The sequence below is a fragment of the Allorhizobium ampelinum S4 genome (genome assembly GCF_000016285.1).
Classification (GTDB): Bacteria; Pseudomonadota; Alphaproteobacteria; order Rhizobiales; family Rhizobiaceae; genus Allorhizobium; species Allorhizobium ampelinum.
In genome coordinates, this window is the sequence record NC_011989.1 from 3,590,150 (window position 1) to 3,608,420 (window position 18,271).

Here is an 18,271-nt window from a genome sequence, read left to right on the forward strand (position 1 = left end):
ATAAAACGCACAAAGGAGGCTGTAGAGATTTGGTTCGATCTATTGGGTCTGTTCAGGCCACCATCTGTGGATTGGCCTGAACCAGCGCGACCTTCAGCTTTTCCATCGCCCGGGTCTCGATCTGGCGCACCCGCTCCTTGGAAATACCAAGCTCACAGCCCAGCTCCTCAAGCGTTGCACCGTCCTCCGAAAGTCGCCGGGCGCGAATGATGCGCATTTCACGCTCATTCAGATGGGCCATGGCGCCGCGCAGCCAATCCAGGCGACGCTCGGTATCGATCATATCCGTCACCTGCTCGTCCGGTGTCGGCTCATCGCTGGCCAGCATATCCAGCCGTTCGGCACCCTCTTCACCATTGTTGGAAATCGGTGCTTGCAGGGAGGTATCATTGGAAGAGAGCCGGGCGTCCATCGACTGGACATCGGCAAGGCTGACACCAAGCGCGGTGGCAATTTCCTGGTGGATAGCCTGATCGGTCAAGCGTTGATCGCCCTGGGCAAGCTTTGCCCGCAACCGGCGTAGATTGAAAAACAACGCCTTCTGGGAGGAACTGGTGCCGCCGCGCACGATGGACCAGTTGCGCAGGATATAATCCTGCATGGAGGCGCGAATCCACCAACCGGCATAGGTCGAAAAACGCACATCACGGGTCGGCTCAAACCTTGCCGCAGCTTCCAGCAGCCCTATATAGCCTTCTTGAATGAGATCGCCGAGCGGTAGGCCGAAGCCACGGAACTTGGAAGCCATGGCAATCACCAGCCGCATATGGGCATGGGCAATCTGGTTTCGGGCCACCTGATCGTTGCCATGTTTCCAGCGTACCGCCAGATCATGCTCCTCCTGGCGCTCCAGATACGGTGCGGCCATTGCAATCCTGATGAGCTTCTTATCGGCCTGCAGGGAATTCATTACGACCTCCATTCGCACGGCACCACGAGCCGCGTCGAGAGCAATTTAAAGGTTCAAACCACGGCAATGAATGTTTCATTCTTTTACGATGGGACTTGCCAAACGGATCACTGCGCGACATATCTTTTGTAGATTTAACTAATGTTCTCAGTCATGAGATGGTGTTTTGCCCGTACCACGTCGCTGTAACGCTTAAAGCTGCGGAATGTTCCAGCTATAGGGCTGGACAAATTCTGTTGCCCGCCCAAGATACCCGCATCCGCACGCATCAACGCGTCTACGCAGCGCAAAAAAGCGAATGTCGATCATCTCGCCAACATCCCAGCTCTTGAATTTCACCTGATCTTTCGCCACCTGAAGGCGGTTGCGGGCCGCAGGTGGGACACCCTTTGCGACGCCAGCAAAATACTCTTTTTGCAGCATGCTGAGGGACAGGTCGCAGTGCCCATCCAGGCATGCTGCCTGACGTGATACGGGAGTTACAATGTCGACAGAAACAGCCGAAAAGCCGGGCGAAACTACGCCAGAATCACATGTGTTCGAAGCCGATGTGGCGCGCCTTCTGCATATGATGGTGCATTCGGTTTATTCGGACAAGGATGTGTTCCTGCGGGAACTGGTTTCCAATGCCGCTGATGCCTGCGAGAAACTACGCTATGAAGCAATTACCACGCCGGGCCTTCTCACCAGCGATCCAGATCCCCGCATTCAGCTGCGGCTCGATGCCGATAACAGGCAATTGATCCTCGAAGACAATGGTATCGGCATGAGCCGGGCTGAGTTGATCGAAGCCCTGGGTACGATTGCCCGGTCTGGCACCCGTGCCTTCATGGAGCGGATCGAGGCCAGCAAGGCGGACGCTGCCAAGACCGGCGAGGATGCCCAGTTGATCGGCCAGTTTGGTGTCGGCTTCTATTCCTGCTTCATGGTGGCGGATAAGGTGGATGTGGTAACGCGCCGTGCCGGGGAGACGCAGGCCTGGATCTGGTCCTCAGACGGCAAGGGCAGCTATTCCATCAGCGAGATCGATGCCGAGAGCGCACCAGCGCGTGGCACCCGCATCACTCTGCATTTGATGGAGGATGCCAAGGACTATGCTACCCGCGCCCGCGTCGAGCGGATCGTCAAGCAGCAGTCAGGCCATGTGCCGGTTGCGATCACCCTGGTTGAAAAGCCCGGCGACGAACCAACCCGGATCACCGAAGGCACAGCTCTCTGGACCCGCCCGAAATCCGAGATCAGCAGCGAGGACTATGCCGATTTCTATCGCGGCATTGCCGGTCAATATGACGAACCGGCCTTGACGGTGCATTTCCGCGCCGAAGGCCGCCATGAATATACCGCCCTTGCCTTCGTACCCGGCACGCCCCCTTTCGACCTGTTTGATCCCGACCGCAAAGGCCGCATCAAGCTCTATGTGAAGCGGGTCTTCATCACCGACGATGCCGAACTTCTGCCGCGTTACCTGCGCTTCGTGCGCGGCCTCGTCGATACCGCCGACCTGCCGCTGAACGTGTCGCGTGAAATGATCCAGGAAAGCCCGATCCTGTCGGCGATCCGCAAGGGCGTGACCAATCGCATCCTGACCTCCGTGGAAAAACTGGCCCAGAACGAGCCGGAAACCTACAAGACGCTCTGGGAAAATTTCGGCGCAGTGCTGAAAGAAGGGCTCTATGAGGATTTCGAACGGCGCAGCCAATTGCTGGGACTTACCCGTTTTCGCACCACGACATCAGGCGACGACCAGCGTAGCCTTGCCGACTATCTCAAGGACCTCAAGCCGGAACAGGACAGCATTTATTACCTGGCCGGGAGCAACATCGAACAGCTGAGAGCCTCGCCGCAGCTGGAAGGTTTTCGCGCTCGTGGCATCGAGGTTCTACTGCTCTCAGACCAGATCGACAGTTTCTGGGTGATGAATGCCCCGGAGTTTGAGGGCAAGACCTTCAAATCCGTTAGCCAGGGGGCAGCCGACCTTGCCAAATTCGCCAAGGCCGACGCCGGTGCTGATAGCGACCAGGATAGCAACGACCAGGCAAAAGCCGATATTGCCGGATTCCTGGCACTCGCCAAGGAGCAGTTGAAAGATCAGGTTGCCGATGTCCGCGCCTCAGACCGGCTGACGGAAAGCCCGGTCTGCCTCGTTGCGCCGGAAAGCGGTTATGACCGTCAGCTGGAGAAAATATTGGCAGGTGCAGGCCAACTGGCCTCAACCTCCAAGCCGGTGCTGGAGCTGAATGCCGATCACGTGCTGGTAAAAGCCATGGCTGGTGCCCAACATACGCCTGCCCTGCAAAATGATGCGATCCACCTGCTGTATGATCAGGCCCGCATTCTCGATGGTGAAAAACCAGCCGACGCCCGGGCCTTTGCGGAGCGCATGGGACGGCTGCTCGAAAAGGCGCTTCGCGCCTGATAAGTGCACAATAAACAAAGGCCCGGTTCGCATCTGCAAACCGGGCCTTTTTTGATGAAGGAAGATTATTCCGAAGCGTCGGCGGAATCAGCGTTGAGCTGGCCGTATTTTTCGGCGCCAAGCTTGGAGAACAGCTCGAGCTGGGTTTCGAGGAAGTCGATATGGCCTTCCTCATCCATCAGCAGCTGTTCGAACAGCTTCATGGTGACGTAGTCACCAGCCTGATAACAGATATCGCGGGATTCCTTGTAAGCCGTGCGGGCTTCGTATTCGCCAGCCAGATCGGCCTCCAGAACTTCCTTGACCGTCTGGCCAATGCGCAAGGGCGCCAGCGTCTGAAGATTGGGGTGGCCTTCCAGGAAAATAATGCGCTCGACCAGCTTGTCGGCATGCTGCATTTCCTCGATAGATTCAGCACGCTCCTTCTTTGCAAGCTTGGTATAGCCCCAATCTTCAAGAAGACGGTAGTGCAGCCAATACTGATTGACGGCACCCAGCTCCAGAAACAAAGCCTGGTTCAAACGTTCAATAACTTTTGCATCGCCCTTCATCGGCGGACCCCTATTTTGACAGTGACCGGCACAGAGAATTGCCGAGATCTTGGATGATCACCAGAATTATCCATGCAGCCTGATAGATTACAATCCACTGCGCCTCGCTCTCGCGATTTGCACCGGTAATGTCGTGATAAAAGCAGGATTGTACCGTCAAGTCGAGCGCTATCTTAGAATGATTCCAAAAAGATTGAAGAAAGCCCAGATTCCACCGAACCGGTCATGCGTTCCGCACAAACGAAAAACCCCGCACGAAGCGGGGTAGAAAAGGCAAGAGTCACGCTGCAACGAAGTTAATTGGGGCAATAGCGGCGGCCCGTTGCGCCATATATGGCGCATAAAGGCTCAATGTCGCTCTTTATATCTGCTCGATAATGTCTTAAATGAATTCCGATTTCAGCAGGAAATTATGCAATAGGTCCGCCCCCCAGATCAGACGCCCGTTAGGCTGTCCGACTGATACGATTGCGGCGTTCGATGAGTTCGTTCTTCTGCTCTTCCTGGAAACGCTTCAGGCGCTCCATGAAATTCACGAGGTTTTCGCCATCGCTGTTGCGCTGAGCGTGAAAGGCCTGGGTCGTCGAGACGATGATATCCACGACATTCGGGAAACACCCACAACAGCGACCACGCTTTTCCATGGCGTGATAGACCTTTGCAGGCACGATCAACTGCCAACAGTCCTGCTCAAGAAATTCCGTGATCGTGTCGCGGATTTCTTTCTCGGTGATGAAATTGCAACTGCACACCAGCATCGGCTTCAGCCCGTCAAACAAACATGACATCTACTCTCTCGTTTTATGGCTAAACAAGAGGCTATCTGTCAAGAAAAAACATACCGATCACAGGGAAGTTGTTTTATGCGCATGAAATGCGTCAGGAACGATGATAGGGATGGCCGGAGAGGATGGTAACGGCGCGGTAGAGCTGTTCGGCCAGCATGATGCGCACCAGCTGATGCGGCCACGTCATCTTTCCAAGATTCAGCACTAGATCGGCCCGGTCGCGGAAATCCGGGTCAAGCCCATCGGCCCCACCGATAACGATGACCATGTCACGACGACCGCGATCCTTGTGGTCGCCGACATAGGTCGCGAATTCCTGGCTATCCCAACTTTTGCCGCGCTCATCCAGCGCCACGACAAGAGGATTGTCCGGCAGGGATTTTTCGATCTGCACCGCCTCTTCCCGCTTGCGGGTGGCGGAATTCGAGGCTCTGCTTTCCGGCAGCTCGTTGACACGAGAAAATTCCAGCCCGCTCGCCGGACCGGCCTTGGCAAAGCGGTCCAGATAGCGTGACACAAGATCTTTCTCTGGCCCGGCTTTCAACCGGCCAACGGCAACAATGCCTATCCGCATCCCATCCTCTTGAGGGTTCGATCCGCAAAACCGACACCAGCTGAACGGAAACCCGCTCGCTTTCTTGGCAGACAAGGATCATCCCGTCGAAAACACGCGACGATCATTGCCTTTATCGGGCTCGATACCATCTCCAGACCGGCAAATATACCGCCTGTGAGGGTTAGTGCAGTCGGCTTTCCTCGATATCCGGTGCGGCCCACATCTTTTCGATGTTATAGAACTCGCGGATTTCGGGGCGGAAGACATGTATAATAATGTCTCCGGCGTCGATCAGCACCCAATCGCCGGTCTCAAGACCTTCGACGCGCGGTGCGCCAAAGCCTTCATCCTTCAGATCGGAGACGAGATGTTCGCAGATCGCCACGACGTGACGGGACGAGCGACCGGACACGACCACCATGTAGTCGCCCAGCGCCGATTTTCCGGCAATGTCGATAGAGACGATATCTTCTGCTTTCGAGTCCTCAAGGCTTGTGAGGACCAGCTCAAGCGCGCGGGCTGCGGCATCGACGCCACGTTCCGGGCTTTGCGGGATCGCGACAGTGGCGCGGCCCTTGGTGTGTACTGTTGTCAGAGTTTGTCCTTTCCGTCGGTAACAGCACGAAAACGACTCAGAGGCACCCATTGCCAGTGAGCCAATAATAAGGTGGCACTGAATAGTTAATCTTTCAAGACAGGCCCTGTGCGAAGCGCCGTCGAACTCAGCATTGAACGCGGTCCGTGAATGAAGGTCCAGGCGGGTGCCTGCCTGCGCCACAGCACACCGGCATCGCTTTCATCAACCCGGGCAAAGTCAAACCGCTGCGCCATTTTCGATGACAGATAAGACAGGGTCGCACCGGGCCGATCAATCACCGCAATCGGAAAGGTCATGGCGATCTTCTGCCAATCCTGCCAATGGTGAAAGGAGCGAAGATTATCCGCCCCCATGATCCAGATGAAATGTACATGCGGGTTCAGCCGCTTCACATGATCCAGCGTGCGCGCGGTATAGCTCGTCCCCAGCTCCGCCTCAAAGGCGGTGATCTTCAGGCGTGGGTCCTGCGCCAAGCCTTCGCAAAGCGCCAGCCGCTCGGCCAAAGGTGCCAGCTGGCTGTGATTCTTCAGCGGGTTTCCGGGTGTCACCATCCACCACAACTGATCCAGGCCCAGCCGGCGAAGGGCAATCTCAGCCACCAGCACATGGCCCTGATGCGGCGGATTGAACGATCCGCCGAACAGGCCAACAACCATACCGCGCTCGGTATGCGGCATGCGCAGATAGTGTGCCGCGACCCCGGAATGGCTCACGTCAGGGCCGGATCTGCCCGGTGCCATGCACCCGGTATTTGAATGAGGTCAATTGCTCGACGCCAACCGGCCCGCGCGCATGCATCTTGCCGGTGGCAATGCCGATTTCCCCGCCCATGCCGAATTCGCCGCCATCGGCAAATTGGGTTGAGGCATTGTGCAACAGGATAGCCGAATCCACTTCATTGAAGAACCGCTCGACCACAGCAGGATCTTCAGCAATCACCGCTTCGGTATGGTTGGAAGAATAGCGGGCGATATGGTCGATGGCCCCACCGATGCCATCGACAACGGCAACCGAGATGATTGCATCGAGATATTCGGTACGCCAATCTTCGTCCACAGCAGCCTTCAGGCCGGGAAAGACTTTCAGCACCGTGGCCGAGGCGCGAATTTCGCAACCGGCCTCGGTCAGGGCTTCGAGGAGCGGCATCAAATGACTGCCGATGGCAGCACTATCGACAAGCAGGGTTTCCGCCGAGCCGCAAATGCCGGTCCGGCGCATCTTGGCGTTGACGACAATGCTTTTCGCCATGTCGAGATCGGCAGATCCGTCAACATAGACATGGCACAGCCCTTCCAGATGGGCAAAGACCGGCACCCGCGCATCCGATTGCACCCGCGCCACCAGGCTCTTGCCGCCACGCGGCACGATCACGTCAATCGTGCCGTTCAGCCCGGTCAGCATCGCGCCAACCGCAGCACGATCCGTGACCGGCACCAGCTGGATGGCATGGTCTGGCAGCCCGGCGGCCACAAGCCCAGCCACCAGGCAGGCATGAATGGCGCGCGAGGAATTGACTGAGTCCGAGCCGCCGCGCAGGATCACGGCATTGCCGGATTTCAGGCAAAGCGCCCCCGCATCCGCCGTCACATTCGGACGGCTTTCATAAATCACCCCGATCACGCCAAGAGGGGTGCGGACCCGCTCGATCTTCAAACCATTCGGACGCTCCCAGGCCGCGATGACTTCACTGACCGGGTCTTTCAGCTCGGCCACCTCGCGCAGCCCCTTGGCCATCGCGGTGATCCGCTCTTCATTCAGCGTGAGCCGGTCGATGAAGGAGGCAGCCAGCCCTGCCGTTTCGGCAGCCTTGAGATCAATGGCATTGGCGGCGATGATCTGGCTTTTCCCGCTGAGGATCGCCTCACTCATGGCCATCAGCGCGGCATTTTTCTGGTCAGCCGAGGCAATGGCCAACGGTCGCGCAGCAGCCTTGGCCTTGGCGCCGATGTCTAGCATCAGCGCGTCAATACCATCCGCCTTGGCGACTGTGTCAAGCATGGGCCTCGTCCTTTTTCTTTGTACTCTTGCCGGCTTTCCTGCCGGTCTGTTCCGTCATCACCAGATCGTCCCGATGGATCATCGCCGAGCGTCCGGCATAGCCGAGCAGCGCCTCGATCTCCGCCGATTTATGCCCGGCAATCCTTCGCGCCTCATCGGCATCGTAACCCGCCAGGCCTCGGGCAATTTCCCGTCCCTCAAGCCCAACAACCGAAATCGTGTCACCACGATGAAAGTGGCCGGAGACCTCACGCACGCCTGCGGGCAATAGGCTTTTGCCAGCACGAAGGGCTGTTTCGGCACCCGCATCGACGCTCAGAATACCGGCGGGCTGCAATTGTCCGGCAATCCAGGTCTTACGGGCCGTCACCGGCATGGCAGACGGCGCGAACCAGGAATGCGCCGCCCCCTCATCAATGCCGCGCAACGGATTGAGCAGCTTGCCCGATGTGATAATCATCGCACACCCGGCACTTGTGGCAATCTTGCCCGCGTCGATCTTGGTGCGCATGCCGCCGCGCGACAATTCCGAGGCCGCACCGCCCGCCATCGCCTCAATTTCAGGGGTGATTTCGGCAATCACAGGCAGAAGTTTCGCCTCAGGATCAAGATGCGGTGGCGCGGTATAAAGACCATCGATATCCGAGAGCAGGATCAGCAGATCGGCACCGGTCATCGTTGCCACCCGGGCGGCCAGCCGATCATTATCGCCATAGCGGATTTCGGTGGTCGCCACCGTGTCATTTTCGTTGATGATCGGCACCGCCCCCAGCTTCAGCAACTGGCTGATCGTGGCGCGCGCGTTGAGATAGCGGCGGCGCTCCTCCGTATCCCCCAGCGTCAGCAGGATCTGGCCAGCAACAATGGATGACCGCGACAGGCTTTCCGACCAATGCCGCGCCAGAGCAATTTGCCCGACGGCTGCCGCCGCCTGGCTTTCTTCCAGCTTCAAGGCCCCCCCCGGCAGGTTCAGCACCGTGCGGCCAAGCGCAATAGCGCCAGACGACACGACCAGCACCTCGACACCTTTGGCGCGCAGGGCGGCGATATCGTCACAGACGGCATCGAGCCAGGCATGTTTCAGGCCGGCCCCCCGGTCCACCAGCAGGGCCGAGCCGATTTTGATGACGATCCGCTTATAGTGCGAGAGAGAGGCAAGCGGTGCGCTCATTCCTCGCCCTCCTCACTCTCCTCTGGTCCATTTTCGTGTTGGGGCCGATCTTCCAGCTTGTGGCGATGCTTCTTGGGCCGCTGCGAAATCGTCTCGTCGTCATAGCTGCGATTTTCAACAATCACGTCGCGCAACGCCCGCAGGACTTCGAGCATTCCCTTGCCGGTAATCGCCGAAATCATCATTGGCTTCTTGCTGCAGGCCTTTTGCAGGGCCTTGAGCTTCTTTTTCAGCTCATCCTCGTCCAGCACGTCGATCTGCGATAGGGCGACGATTTCAGGCTTATCTTCCAAGCCACCGTCATAAGCTTCCAGCTCATGGGCAACCGTGGTGTAGGCCTTGGCGACATCCTCTTCCTGGGCGGACACCAGATGCAGCAGCACCCGCGTGCGCTCGACATGGCCGAGGAAACGGTCGCCAATGCCAACCCCTTCATGGGCACCTTCGATCAGGCCGGGAATGTCGGCCAGAATGAACTCGCGCTCATCCACGGTCGCCACGCCGAGATTGGGATGCAGGGTGGTGAAGGGATAATTGGCGATTTTCGGGCGAGCCCGCGTCACCGCCGCCAGGAAGGTGGATTTTCCGGCATTGGGCAGGCCGACCAGACCGGCATCAGCAATCAGCTTCAGCCGCAGCCAGATGGTTTTCTCCTCGCCTTCCAGACCAGGATTGGCCCAATCGGGCGCCTGATTGGTCGCGGATTTGAAATGCGCATTGCCAAAGCCGCCATTGCCGCCCGCGGCCAACCGGAAGCGCTGGCCCTCGGTGACCATATCAACAATCAGCGTTTCGGCATCTTCTTCGAAGATCTGGGTGCCGACAGGCACTTTCAGCGTTACATGCTCGCCATTGGCACCGGTGCGGTTGCGCCCCATGCCATGGGTGCCGACAGTCGCCTTGAAATGCTGCTGGAACCGAAAATCGATCAGGGTGTTCAGACCATTGACGGCCTCCACCCAAACATCGCCACCGCGCCCGCCATCGCCACCATCCGGCCCGCCGAACTCGATGAACTTCTCGCGGCGGAACGAGACGGCACCTGCGCCGCCGTCACCTGATCGAATATAGACCTTTGCCTCGTCGAGAAATTTCATGTCGCTGCCATACTTCCTGTGTCAGGATACTCATATCATATATGCGGCCATCGTTATCGCCGCTTGACGCGGAGGTCAAAGAGTATCGTGCGTTTCGTCAGTTACAATATTCAATACGGGATCGGCCTGGACGGTAAATTCGACCCGATCAGGATCGCCAAAAACCTCGAGGGTGCCGATGTCATCGCCCTCCAGGAAGTCACCCGCGGTTATCCCGCCAATGGCGGGGCCGACCTGCCGGAAATTTTCGCCAACCATTTTCCCGAATACCATTGGGTTTATGGACCCGCCTGCGACCTGCACGCCTCTTCGGCGCTGATCAAAGGCCGCCGGGTCGACAAGCGCTTTCAGTTCGGCAATATGGTGCTGTCGCGCTGGCCGATCTTGGCCAACCGGATGCTGCTGTTGCCGCGCACCCGAACCTTCGAAAAGCTCAACAATCAGCGCGCCGCCACCGAAGCGGTGATCGATGCGCCCGGCGGGGCGCTCCGGGTCTATTCCGTCCATCTCGACCATGTCGCACCGGACGAACGCATCGCCCAGATCCGGTTTCTGAAGGACCGCGCCATCAACTTCATCCAGGAAGGCGGCGCAATGACCGGTGGACAGGAATTTGCCCTGCCGCAACCACCGCTGCCGGAGGATTTCCTGCTGATGGGCGATTTCAACATGCAGCCGGAATCGCCGGAATATCGCGAGATGGTCGGAACCATCGATGCTTATTACGGTCGCACCGCCCGCGCCGACGCCCCTCTGGACGCATTGGCCCGGCTCGGCAAACTCAATGCCGGCAGTTACAGCTGGGAAGAGGTCGGCAAGCCGGATATGCGCATGCATCTCGATTACTGTTTCCTAAGCGGCTCTCTGGCTCACCGCCTGAAAGCGGCAAGCGTCGATACCGATGCGGTCGGCTCAGACCATTTTCCGGTCTGGGTGGAATTGGATTGAGGGTGCGGCGGCCCTGTCCGGCCGCCGCACCTGTCTTTAAAACGCTTTCGCTCTCTGAAACCCGTCCTGCGTCAGGCGGGTTTCAACATGCGGTGCCATAGCATTGCGCGACAGGCTGTAGAGATCGGCGCAGCGCGTCAGGGTGAAGCCCAGCTTCTCCTGGATCTTCAAGGATGCGGCATTATCGGCAAAGGCACCGGAATGTAGCACCGCCTCCGGCATGCGCCGGAAGAACCGTTCCACCGCAGCCTGGGCCGCCTCGCTCATCAACCCCTGCCCCCAATAGAAGCGGTTGAGCCAATAGCCGAGATGCCAAAGCCCATGGCGCAGTTCCAGGCCGACCATGCCGATGTGGACATCATCGCCCGACGTGATGGCGAGGTGCCAATCCGGCATGACACCGGCGCTGATGCGATTCAGCCAATCGCAAGCGTCCTGCCGGTCGTAAGGCATCGGTACCCGGCTCAACATCCGCGTCACCTGCCAGTCGTTCAGCGAGGCGGCAATGGCGTCCGCATCGGAAAGCCGATGCGGACGCAGCACCAATCGTGGCGTTTCAATCACCGGGCAAGGCCCAAGCGAGGGGAACCGCGTTTGCAGCCGGGGCTTTTCAAGAGCAGCCATCACCGCATCTCCCCCCAGCTCTTCAGCGACATCCAGGTCTTGCGATCCAGCCGGTACCATTCCACCGGCACCATGCCACGGGCAGCCAGATGGCCGACCATGCCGGAGCCCTGGAACTGAAAACCGCATTTCTGGATAACGCGGCGCGCAGCCACATTGGTGACGCGGCAACGGGCATCGATAAAGGCGATGTCACGGGTCCGGAAGGCCATATCGATCAGGGCATGGGCGGCTTCCGTCGCATAGCCGTTGTTCCAATAGGGTTCGCCCAGCCAATAGCCGATTTCAAGCGTCTCCAGGTCGGTGTGCGGCTCGAGCGCGCAGCACCCGAGAAATTCGCCGTTTTCGCCTTTTGTAATCGCATAGACGCATTTACCGATCTCGCCGAGATTGGAACGTCGCACAAAATCGGCGGCATCGGCTGCCGTGTAAGGATGTGGCATGCGCGACACCATGGTCGCAACGGCGGCGTTATTGGCGAGATGGGTAAGGGCGTCAATGTCTTCTACATGCGGAGCGCGCATAACCAGCCGCTGCGATAAGAGGACAGGGCAACTTTGCCTTAACCGATCCGGCCTCAACCGATCGTCGGGTGACCGTAATTGGTCATCCCTCAGTAATAAGCGTTCCATGGCTCAGTCTCCTTTGGAGGTAAGAAAAAAGGGAAGAGAGGTGGCGCCTCATCTTCCCTTTTTGTCTGACTGAACCTGTACGCTCAGCCGGGTCGATGAGACGCCGGCTGTTGGTAAACGACCGGCTTTATTCTGCGGCTTCCGCCGTTTTCGGCATGACGGACACGAAGACGCGACCGTTGGACTTCGTACGGTAGGTGACATTGCCGGTGGTGAGTGCAAAGATCGTATGGTCCTTGCCCATGCCGACGTTTGCGCCCGGATGCCACTGCGTGCCGCGCTGACGAACGATAATATTGCCTGGAATGACGACTTCGCCGCCGAACTTCTTCACGCCAAGGCGCTTGGACTCGGAATCGCGACCGTTGCGCGACGAACCGCCAGCTTTTTTATGTGCCATTGGAGTTCTCCTTTAAAACCTGGTTTCCCGTTGACCGATTACGCAGCGACGATGTCGGTGATGCGAACGACTGTGTGGTGCTGGCGATGGCCGCGCGACCGCTTGGAATTCTGGCGACGACGCTTTTTGAACGCGATCACCTTCTTGCCACGGTTATGCTCGACAACTTCAGCCTTCACGGTTGCACCAGCAACAAAAGGCGCACCGATCGTCGCATCGGCACCAACGCCAACAACGAGAATTTCGGTGAATTCAACGATAGCACCAGCTTCGGCTTCCAGCTTTTCGATGGTCAGCACGTCGTTGGCGGCTACGCGGTACTGCTTACCGCCGGTCTTGATGACTGCGAACATATTTTATCCTTCCATGTTCGTTACCGGTTCTGACCGGCAAATGCCGGACGACCGTCTTTTTGTCAGTCGGAGAGCAGATCTTGAGATCTGCCGGTGGAAACCTCTCGGCAAAGCGAGAAGCGATTATAGACTTGAGAATCCACAAATAGGGATCACCCATATCTAAAGTCGCACTTCGCATACGTGAGAAGAGCAAAGATGACTAAAATATACCCTTGTATTAGGTACGTTGTCGCACGTCGCATACGTGAGAAGCCCCAAGCTGTCAAGGCGAAAGCCCCTAAACACAAAGAGAATTCTAGACGATAAACCACACGCGCATCACATCACCCTCGCCCTTTGTCTTTCCTACAACAGACAGGCGGCAGGCCCGTAGTGCGATCCATCCGGTTGATCCAGCACACAGCAGAGAATTATGCCTTTTTCGCTCTTGCCAGCCCCCTCAATCGCCGCTATGAGACAGCCCGCGCTACACAAGCGCCGACCAGACCCGCGGAGAGGTGGCTGAGTGGTCGAAAGCACCGCACTCGAAATGCGGCATACGGGCAACCGTATCGTGGGTTCGAATCCCACCCTCTCCGCCATTTATTACCTCAATCCCACTGCCTCCAGTTCCAAAAGCTCACTCTCATACCGAAAACGGCTGCGTTCGGGTGAAGGTTCGTGGGCAAGTGGTTTTGTTTCGGCCAGCAGTCTGTCGGCCATTGCCGTGGCACCGTCGGTAATCGCCTGCTTGCCGATGAAGCCGCCGGGGAGTTGGATGGTGGCAGTCATGGCGCGGATCAGGCGATTGAGCAGGGTGGCGTCAGGCAATTCGGGTGCCTGCCAGAAGCTGGCGAGGCTTTGCTGGTGCGTGAGGCCGGGTACGTCGTAGATTGCCGGTGCAAGCGCCATGACCGGGATGGCTTGTTGCAGCGCTGTCAGGCCGACCGTGGAGTTTACCGTCACCAAGCCGCGGCTGGCCCCTATCAGGGCCGTCAGGTCACCGCCATCGATCACATCCACCTGATTGGCGATACCACAGCGCTCCGCCATGCGGGCGATGTCTGATGACCAGTCGCGCAGGCCATTGTCGATTGGATGGGTCTTGAACAGCAGTCTGCTGCCGGATGGCGCACGGTCGGCAAAGGAACGGATCACGGCTTGCAGGATGCGAAACAGGTCGCCCATCGGCGCATGGCGGCGGATCTGATAGTCCCCCGGCAATTGCAGGGGAAAAAGATAGAAGTCGAACTCTCTGTCCGTCGCCAGATAGCGCTGTTGCAGGCGCACTGCTTGCGCCTTTCGCCTGCGTGCGGTCAGGCCCTTAATGATCCAGCCACTATATTCCACGACGGGATGGACAGGACCATGCGCCTTGTAATGCGGATGCAGCAGCCAGCCGAGCGCGACATTCGGGATATGATAGATCAGGTCATAAAGCGCATAAGTGAGAAAGCTGGACGGATAGGGGCTACGCGGCTGAGGAGCCTCGACGCCCTGCGCCAACGCCGCGATTGCCTGCGGATCGACTGGAAACCGCGACTGGCTGGACATGCCAAACGGCTCCAGCGTCAGCCAGTCAGGCCGCAGGTAGCCATGTTCGAAAATATGGGCGCGCAGACCAAGCCTGGTGCATAGCGCAACGGCGGCAGCGTGTTTGGGCCGGCCATCGCCCAGCATCAGCACATCGGTAATACCGTGACGCAGAATGAGGCGTTCAAGAAAGCCGGGCCAGGCATCATCCCGGCCACGAAAAAAATCAAAAGGCCATTTTCTCCAGAAAATGACATCACCTGAACAAAAATTGACCTTACCCACGGCTACGTCGCGCGTTTCCAATGCTCTTGCGAGCGCTGGGAGAAACGGCGAGGCCGGGCCTTGGAGAAACAGAAATGTGCGTCGCTTTGTCACTCGATATAAACGATTCTCTAACGAATCCCTGCCTTCTGTGGTGTTTAAGTCATACGACAAATTTATAACATGGCCTATAAGGGCCGTTGAATTGAAAAACTTGCGTGGAAATTGAGACGAGGGGTCGCGTCCGCAATGACATCAGTTGAGCCGACAAAGGCTGTATTGTTCCTTCAGGGGCCTCCCTCCATTCTCTGGACGGAATTTGCAAGAGCTTTTGAACAAGCGGGTGTAAAAACCCACCATGTGAATTTTACGCTGGGCGATTTTCTGTTCTGGCGCAAACGTGGCGCTAAAAATTATCGCGGTTCCTTTTCCAAATGGCCAGCCTATCTGCGGCGGTTGATTGCCGAAAAGGGAATTACCGATATCGTCTATTATGCGGACCGCCTGCCCTATCACGCCAAAGCCGCCGAGATTGGTGAGGAGCTTGGTGTCCGCTGTCACGCGGTTGAATGGGGGTATCTGCGGCCGGACTGGCTGACCTTCGAGCGTGATGGCATGGGGCGCTTCTCGCATTTTCCCAACGATCCGAAGGCTATTCGCGCCATTGCCGCCAAGGTGGAAGAACCGGATATCGCGGTGAAATATCCGCATACGTTTGGCCAAGAAGCCTTCAACGAGGTGATCTATAACCTGCTGAATTTCTTCGGCAGGCCCTTCTATCCGCTCTATAACGCCGACAAATATTATTCCGCTCTGGTGGATTATCTGCCCTGGCTGCTCAAAGCGGGCGTCAAGCCTGCTCGCCTGCCGGAGGGATTTCTGGAGGACGGCCAGCCGCCTTTCTATCTCGTCGCCCTGCAATTGCAGAGCGATTACCAGATCCGTGCCAATTCCCCCTATCGGCATCTACGCGACATGATGCGGCAGGTGATCGCTTCTTTCGTCAAAAATGCGCCAGCCGGTAGCAAGCTGCTGTTTAAGCAGCATCCACTCGACAATGGTCTGGAGCGTTGGCACAAGGTGCTTCGCCATATCGCCCGAGAATTCAAGATTGAGGACCGCGTCGTCTTTATCGAAGAAGGCGACCTGCATGATATTCTGCAAAAGACGGCGGGTGTGGTCATCGTCAATTCCACGGTTGGCCTTCACAGCCTGCGCGCCCAAAAGCCAACCATCGTGCTGGGCTGCGCGGTGTTTGACGTGCCGGGGCTGACCCATCAGGGCCGGCTGGATGATTTCTGGAAGCGGCCGGAGCCGGTCGATCCGGAGTTGATGCGCGATCTCGTCAAGGCCATGGCCGCGACCATCCAGATCAAGGGCGACTTCTTCAACAAGGCGGGCCGTCAGGCGGCCATTGGCGCCATGGTGCAGCGGGTTATCGAGGGAACGGTCAATATGCCCGACGCCTTCATTGATCCGCCACCGAGGCTTACCTCGCCCAAGGGTATCCTGACGGTTCTGGGAAGACCCGTCGAACTCGATTGGGAAGAAGACGCGGCGGTGCCTGATATGACCTATGCGCGGTCCGGCCCAATCCGCTGAATTCGCCAATCCTTGATAAAACAAGGCCATCATAAAACAAGGCCTTCATAAAAAAAGGCCTTCATAAAAAAAGGGCGCGGAGTGAAAAACTCCGCGCCCTTTTTGACGACTAACAGCAATCAATGCCGGAAGTGGCGCACGCCGGTAAAGACCATGGCGACGCCGTGCTCGTCGGCGGCGGCAATCACCTCGGCATCGCGCATGGAACCGCCCGGCTGGATCACCGCCGTCGCACCGGCGGCAATGGCAGCCAGCAATCCATCGGCAAACGGGTAGAACGCTTCGGAGGCAACGGCAGAGCCACGGGTCAGCGGCTCGGCCAATCCCATGGCCTTGGCAGCATCTTCGGCTTTCATCGCGGCGATCCGGGCGGAATCCACCCGGCTCATCTGGCCCGCGCCAATGCCGACAGCCTGGCCGTCCTTGGCATAGATGACAGCGTTGGATTTCACATGCTTGGCGATCTTAAAGGCCAGCTTCATGTCTTCCAGCTCGGCTGCGGTCGGTGCGCGCTTGGTGACGACCTTCAGGTCCAGATCTTCTACCACCAGATTGTCGCGGCTTTGCACCAGCAGGCCACCCGATACCGTTTTGGCCGTCAGGCCAGGCGCGCGTGGGTCGGCCAGACCGCCAGTGGTCAACAGCCGCAGATTGGCCTTGCGGGCAATAATGGCCTTTGCCTCTTCCGTGACGTCAGGGGCGATGATCACCTCGGTAAACAGCTTGACGATCTCTTCAGCGGTTTCCGCATCCAGGGTCTGGTTCAGCGCGATAATGCCGCCGAAAGCCGAGACGCTGTCGCAGGCCAGTGCCCGGCGATAGGCATCGGCCAGCGTCTTACCGACCGCGACACCGCATGGATTGGCGTGCTTGATAATGGCGCAGGCCGGACCGTTTTCAGGCAGGAATTCCGACACCAGTTCGAAGGCGGCATCCGTATCATTGATATTGTTATAGGAAAGCTGCTTGCCCTGCAAAAGCGTGGCGGTTGCGACCCCGGGACGCTGATCGCCATTGACGTAGAAGCCTGCTTTCTGGTGCGGGTTCTCGCCATAGCGCATTTCTTCGCGCAGGCTGCCGCCAATCACCCGGTTGCGCGGCGTCTCGATGGCAAGCGCCTCGGCAAACCAGTTGGAGATCGTTGCGTCATAAGCGGCGGTCCGGGCATAGGCGCGGGCGGCGAACTGCTGGCGCAGCGCATAAGGCGTGTGACAATCGTCCGCTTTCAGCGCGTCCAGAAGCTGGGCGTAATCGGCAGGGTCAGTCACCACGGTAACATAGGCGTGGTTCTTGGCAGAGGCACGGATCATCGCCGGGCCGCCGATATCGATATTTTCGACCGTGGTCGGATAGTCGCCGCCCGCTGCCAGAACCGCCTCAAACGGATAAAGATTGATGACGGCGAGATCGATGGCCTCGATCTTATGGGCCTGCATAGCCTTCACATGGTCTTCATCATCGCGGATGGCAAGCAGGCCGCCATGCACGGCAGGATGCAGGGTCTTCACCCGACCATCCATGATTTCCGGAAAGCCGGTCACGTCTGACACGTCGGTGGCGGGCAGGCCTGCCTCGATCAGCGCCTTGTAGGTGCCGCCGGTTGATAGCAGCCGCACACCCATATCGTTCAAGGCCCGGGCAAGATCGACAATGCCGCTCTTGTCGAACACCGACAGCAGGGCGGTGCGAACCTGCACTCTGTCCGGAACAGGAATTTTCTTCGAGACAACAGCCATGGCCTTCACTCCGAAAGAGCAATTCCTGGATGGACTTCAAAAGCATCCCAGAGGTGGAATTGCGTGAACAAAAATAGCCGAGACAGCCCGCAGACCGGCGGCAAGCATGATG

At 58.1% G+C, this 18,271-nt stretch carries 18 protein-coding genes and 1 tRNA gene; 4 read left to right on the forward strand and 15 right to left on the reverse strand.

Annotated elements, in window-relative coordinates; all coding sequences use genetic code 11:
- Positions 1-52: 52 nt before the first annotated feature.
- Entirely contained in the window at positions 53-910 is an 858-nt protein-coding gene (locus AVI_RS16875) for an RNA polymerase factor sigma-32 (protein ID WP_015917504.1), read from the reverse strand.
- Positions 911-1,394: 484 nt separating this feature from the next.
- On the opposite strand from AVI_RS16875, the gene htpG reads away from it, so the two are divergent.
- Positions 1,395-3,326: a molecular chaperone HtpG gene (gene htpG, locus AVI_RS16885; protein WP_015917505.1), complete on the forward strand. Its 1,932-nt coding sequence runs from the start codon at positions 1,395-1,397 to the stop codon at positions 3,324-3,326.
- Positions 3,327-3,391: 65 nt separating this feature from the next.
- Here htpG and bfr read toward each other — a convergent pair whose 3' ends face one another.
- The 8 genes from bfr to obgE all read right to left on the reverse strand — a co-directional run bounded on the left by bfr (position 3,392) and on the right by obgE (position 10,085).
- Positions 3,392-3,877: a bacterioferritin gene (gene bfr, locus AVI_RS16890; protein ID WP_015917506.1), complete on the reverse strand. Its 486-nt coding sequence runs from the start codon at positions 3,875-3,877 to the stop codon at positions 3,392-3,394.
- A gap of 446 nt (positions 3,878-4,323) precedes the next feature.
- On the reverse strand, positions 4,324-4,635 hold the full coding sequence (locus AVI_RS16895; RefSeq protein ID WP_041698275.1) for a (2Fe-2S)-binding protein: 312 nt from the start codon (positions 4,633-4,635) through the stop codon (positions 4,324-4,326).
- A gap of 121 nt (positions 4,636-4,756) precedes the next feature.
- Entirely contained in the window at positions 4,757-5,239 is a 483-nt protein-coding gene (rlmH, locus tag AVI_RS16900) for a 23S rRNA (pseudouridine(1915)-N(3))-methyltransferase RlmH (RefSeq protein ID WP_015917508.1), read from the reverse strand.
- 163 nt (positions 5,240-5,402) lie between these two features.
- Complete coding sequence (rsfS, locus tag AVI_RS16905; RefSeq protein WP_041697243.1) at positions 5,403-5,867, reverse strand: ribosome silencing factor; 465 nt, start codon at positions 5,865-5,867, stop codon at positions 5,403-5,405.
- A 35-nt stretch (positions 5,868-5,902) separates the two neighbouring features.
- Positions 5,903-6,559: a nicotinate-nucleotide adenylyltransferase gene (locus AVI_RS16910; protein WP_015917510.1), complete on the reverse strand. Its 657-nt coding sequence runs from the start codon at positions 6,557-6,559 to the stop codon at positions 5,903-5,905.
- Positions 6,534-7,817 carry a glutamate-5-semialdehyde dehydrogenase gene (locus tag AVI_RS16915; RefSeq protein WP_015917511.1) on the reverse strand — a complete coding sequence of 428 codons (1,284 nt, stop codon included), beginning with the start codon at positions 7,815-7,817 and terminating at the stop codon, positions 6,534-6,536. Before AVI_RS16915 ends, AVI_RS16910 begins: the two co-directional genes overlap by 26 nt.
- Positions 7,810-8,988 (reverse strand): glutamate 5-kinase, encoded by a 1,179-nt coding sequence (gene proB, locus AVI_RS16920; protein ID WP_015917512.1) that lies wholly within the window; start codon positions 8,986-8,988, stop codon positions 7,810-7,812. Before proB ends, AVI_RS16915 begins: the two co-directional genes overlap by 8 nt.
- Positions 8,985-10,085: a GTPase ObgE gene (gene obgE / locus AVI_RS16925; protein ID WP_015917513.1), complete on the reverse strand. Its 1,101-nt coding sequence runs from the start codon at positions 10,083-10,085 to the stop codon at positions 8,985-8,987. Before obgE ends, proB begins: the two co-directional genes overlap by 4 nt.
- Positions 10,086-10,172: 87 nt before the next feature.
- Between obgE and AVI_RS16930 the strand changes: the two genes are divergently transcribed.
- On the forward strand, positions 10,173-11,033 hold the full coding sequence (locus tag AVI_RS16930) for an endonuclease/exonuclease/phosphatase family protein (protein WP_015917514.1): 861 nt from the start codon (positions 10,173-10,175) through the stop codon (positions 11,031-11,033).
- 36 nt (positions 11,034-11,069) lie between these two features.
- Here AVI_RS16930 and AVI_RS16935 read toward each other — a convergent pair whose 3' ends face one another.
- From AVI_RS16935 to rplU, 4 genes are all read right to left on the reverse strand, one after another.
- Positions 11,070-11,657: a GNAT family N-acetyltransferase gene (locus tag AVI_RS16935; protein WP_015917515.1), complete on the reverse strand. Its 588-nt coding sequence runs from the start codon at positions 11,655-11,657 to the stop codon at positions 11,070-11,072.
- Positions 11,657-12,289: a GNAT family N-acetyltransferase gene (locus tag AVI_RS16940; RefSeq protein ID WP_015917516.1), complete on the reverse strand. Its 633-nt coding sequence runs from the start codon at positions 12,287-12,289 to the stop codon at positions 11,657-11,659. The genes AVI_RS16935 and AVI_RS16940 overlap by 1 nt, the downstream gene beginning before the upstream one ends.
- Before the next feature lie 127 nt (positions 12,290-12,416).
- Positions 12,417-12,689, reverse strand: coding sequence for a 50S ribosomal protein L27 (gene rpmA, locus AVI_RS16945; RefSeq protein WP_015917517.1), 273 nt, complete (start codon positions 12,687-12,689; stop codon positions 12,417-12,419).
- A gap of 38 nt (positions 12,690-12,727) precedes the next feature.
- The gene (gene rplU / locus AVI_RS16950; RefSeq protein ID WP_015917518.1) at positions 12,728-13,042 is read right to left on the reverse strand and encodes a 50S ribosomal protein L21; all 315 of its coding nucleotides are present in this window, start codon (positions 13,040-13,042) and stop codon (positions 12,728-12,730) included.
- Positions 13,043-13,536: 494 nt separating this feature from the next.
- On the opposite strand from rplU, the gene AVI_RS16955 reads away from it, so the two are divergent.
- Positions 13,537-13,626: transfer RNA gene (locus tag AVI_RS16955), tRNA-Ser, on the forward strand.
- A gap of 4 nt (positions 13,627-13,630) precedes the next feature.
- Here the strand turns inward: AVI_RS16955 and AVI_RS16960 are convergent.
- A complete protein-coding gene (locus AVI_RS16960) occupies positions 13,631-14,935 on the reverse strand; it encodes a capsule biosynthesis protein (RefSeq protein ID WP_015917519.1) in 1,305 nt (434 codons plus the stop codon).
- A gap of 135 nt (positions 14,936-15,070) precedes the next feature.
- Here AVI_RS16960 and AVI_RS16965 point away from each other — a divergent pair, with 135 nt between their 5' ends.
- The gene (locus AVI_RS16965; protein WP_015917520.1) at positions 15,071-16,423 is read left to right on the forward strand and encodes a capsule biosynthesis protein; all 1,353 of its coding nucleotides are present in this window, start codon (positions 15,071-15,073) and stop codon (positions 16,421-16,423) included.
- A 119-nt stretch (positions 16,424-16,542) separates the two neighbouring features.
- Here the strand turns inward: AVI_RS16965 and purH are convergent, their stop codons facing one another.
- Complete coding sequence (purH, locus tag AVI_RS16970) at positions 16,543-18,159, reverse strand: bifunctional phosphoribosylaminoimidazolecarboxamide formyltransferase/IMP cyclohydrolase (protein ID WP_041697246.1); 1,617 nt, start codon at positions 18,157-18,159, stop codon at positions 16,543-16,545.
- Positions 18,160-18,271: the final 112 nt, after the last annotated feature.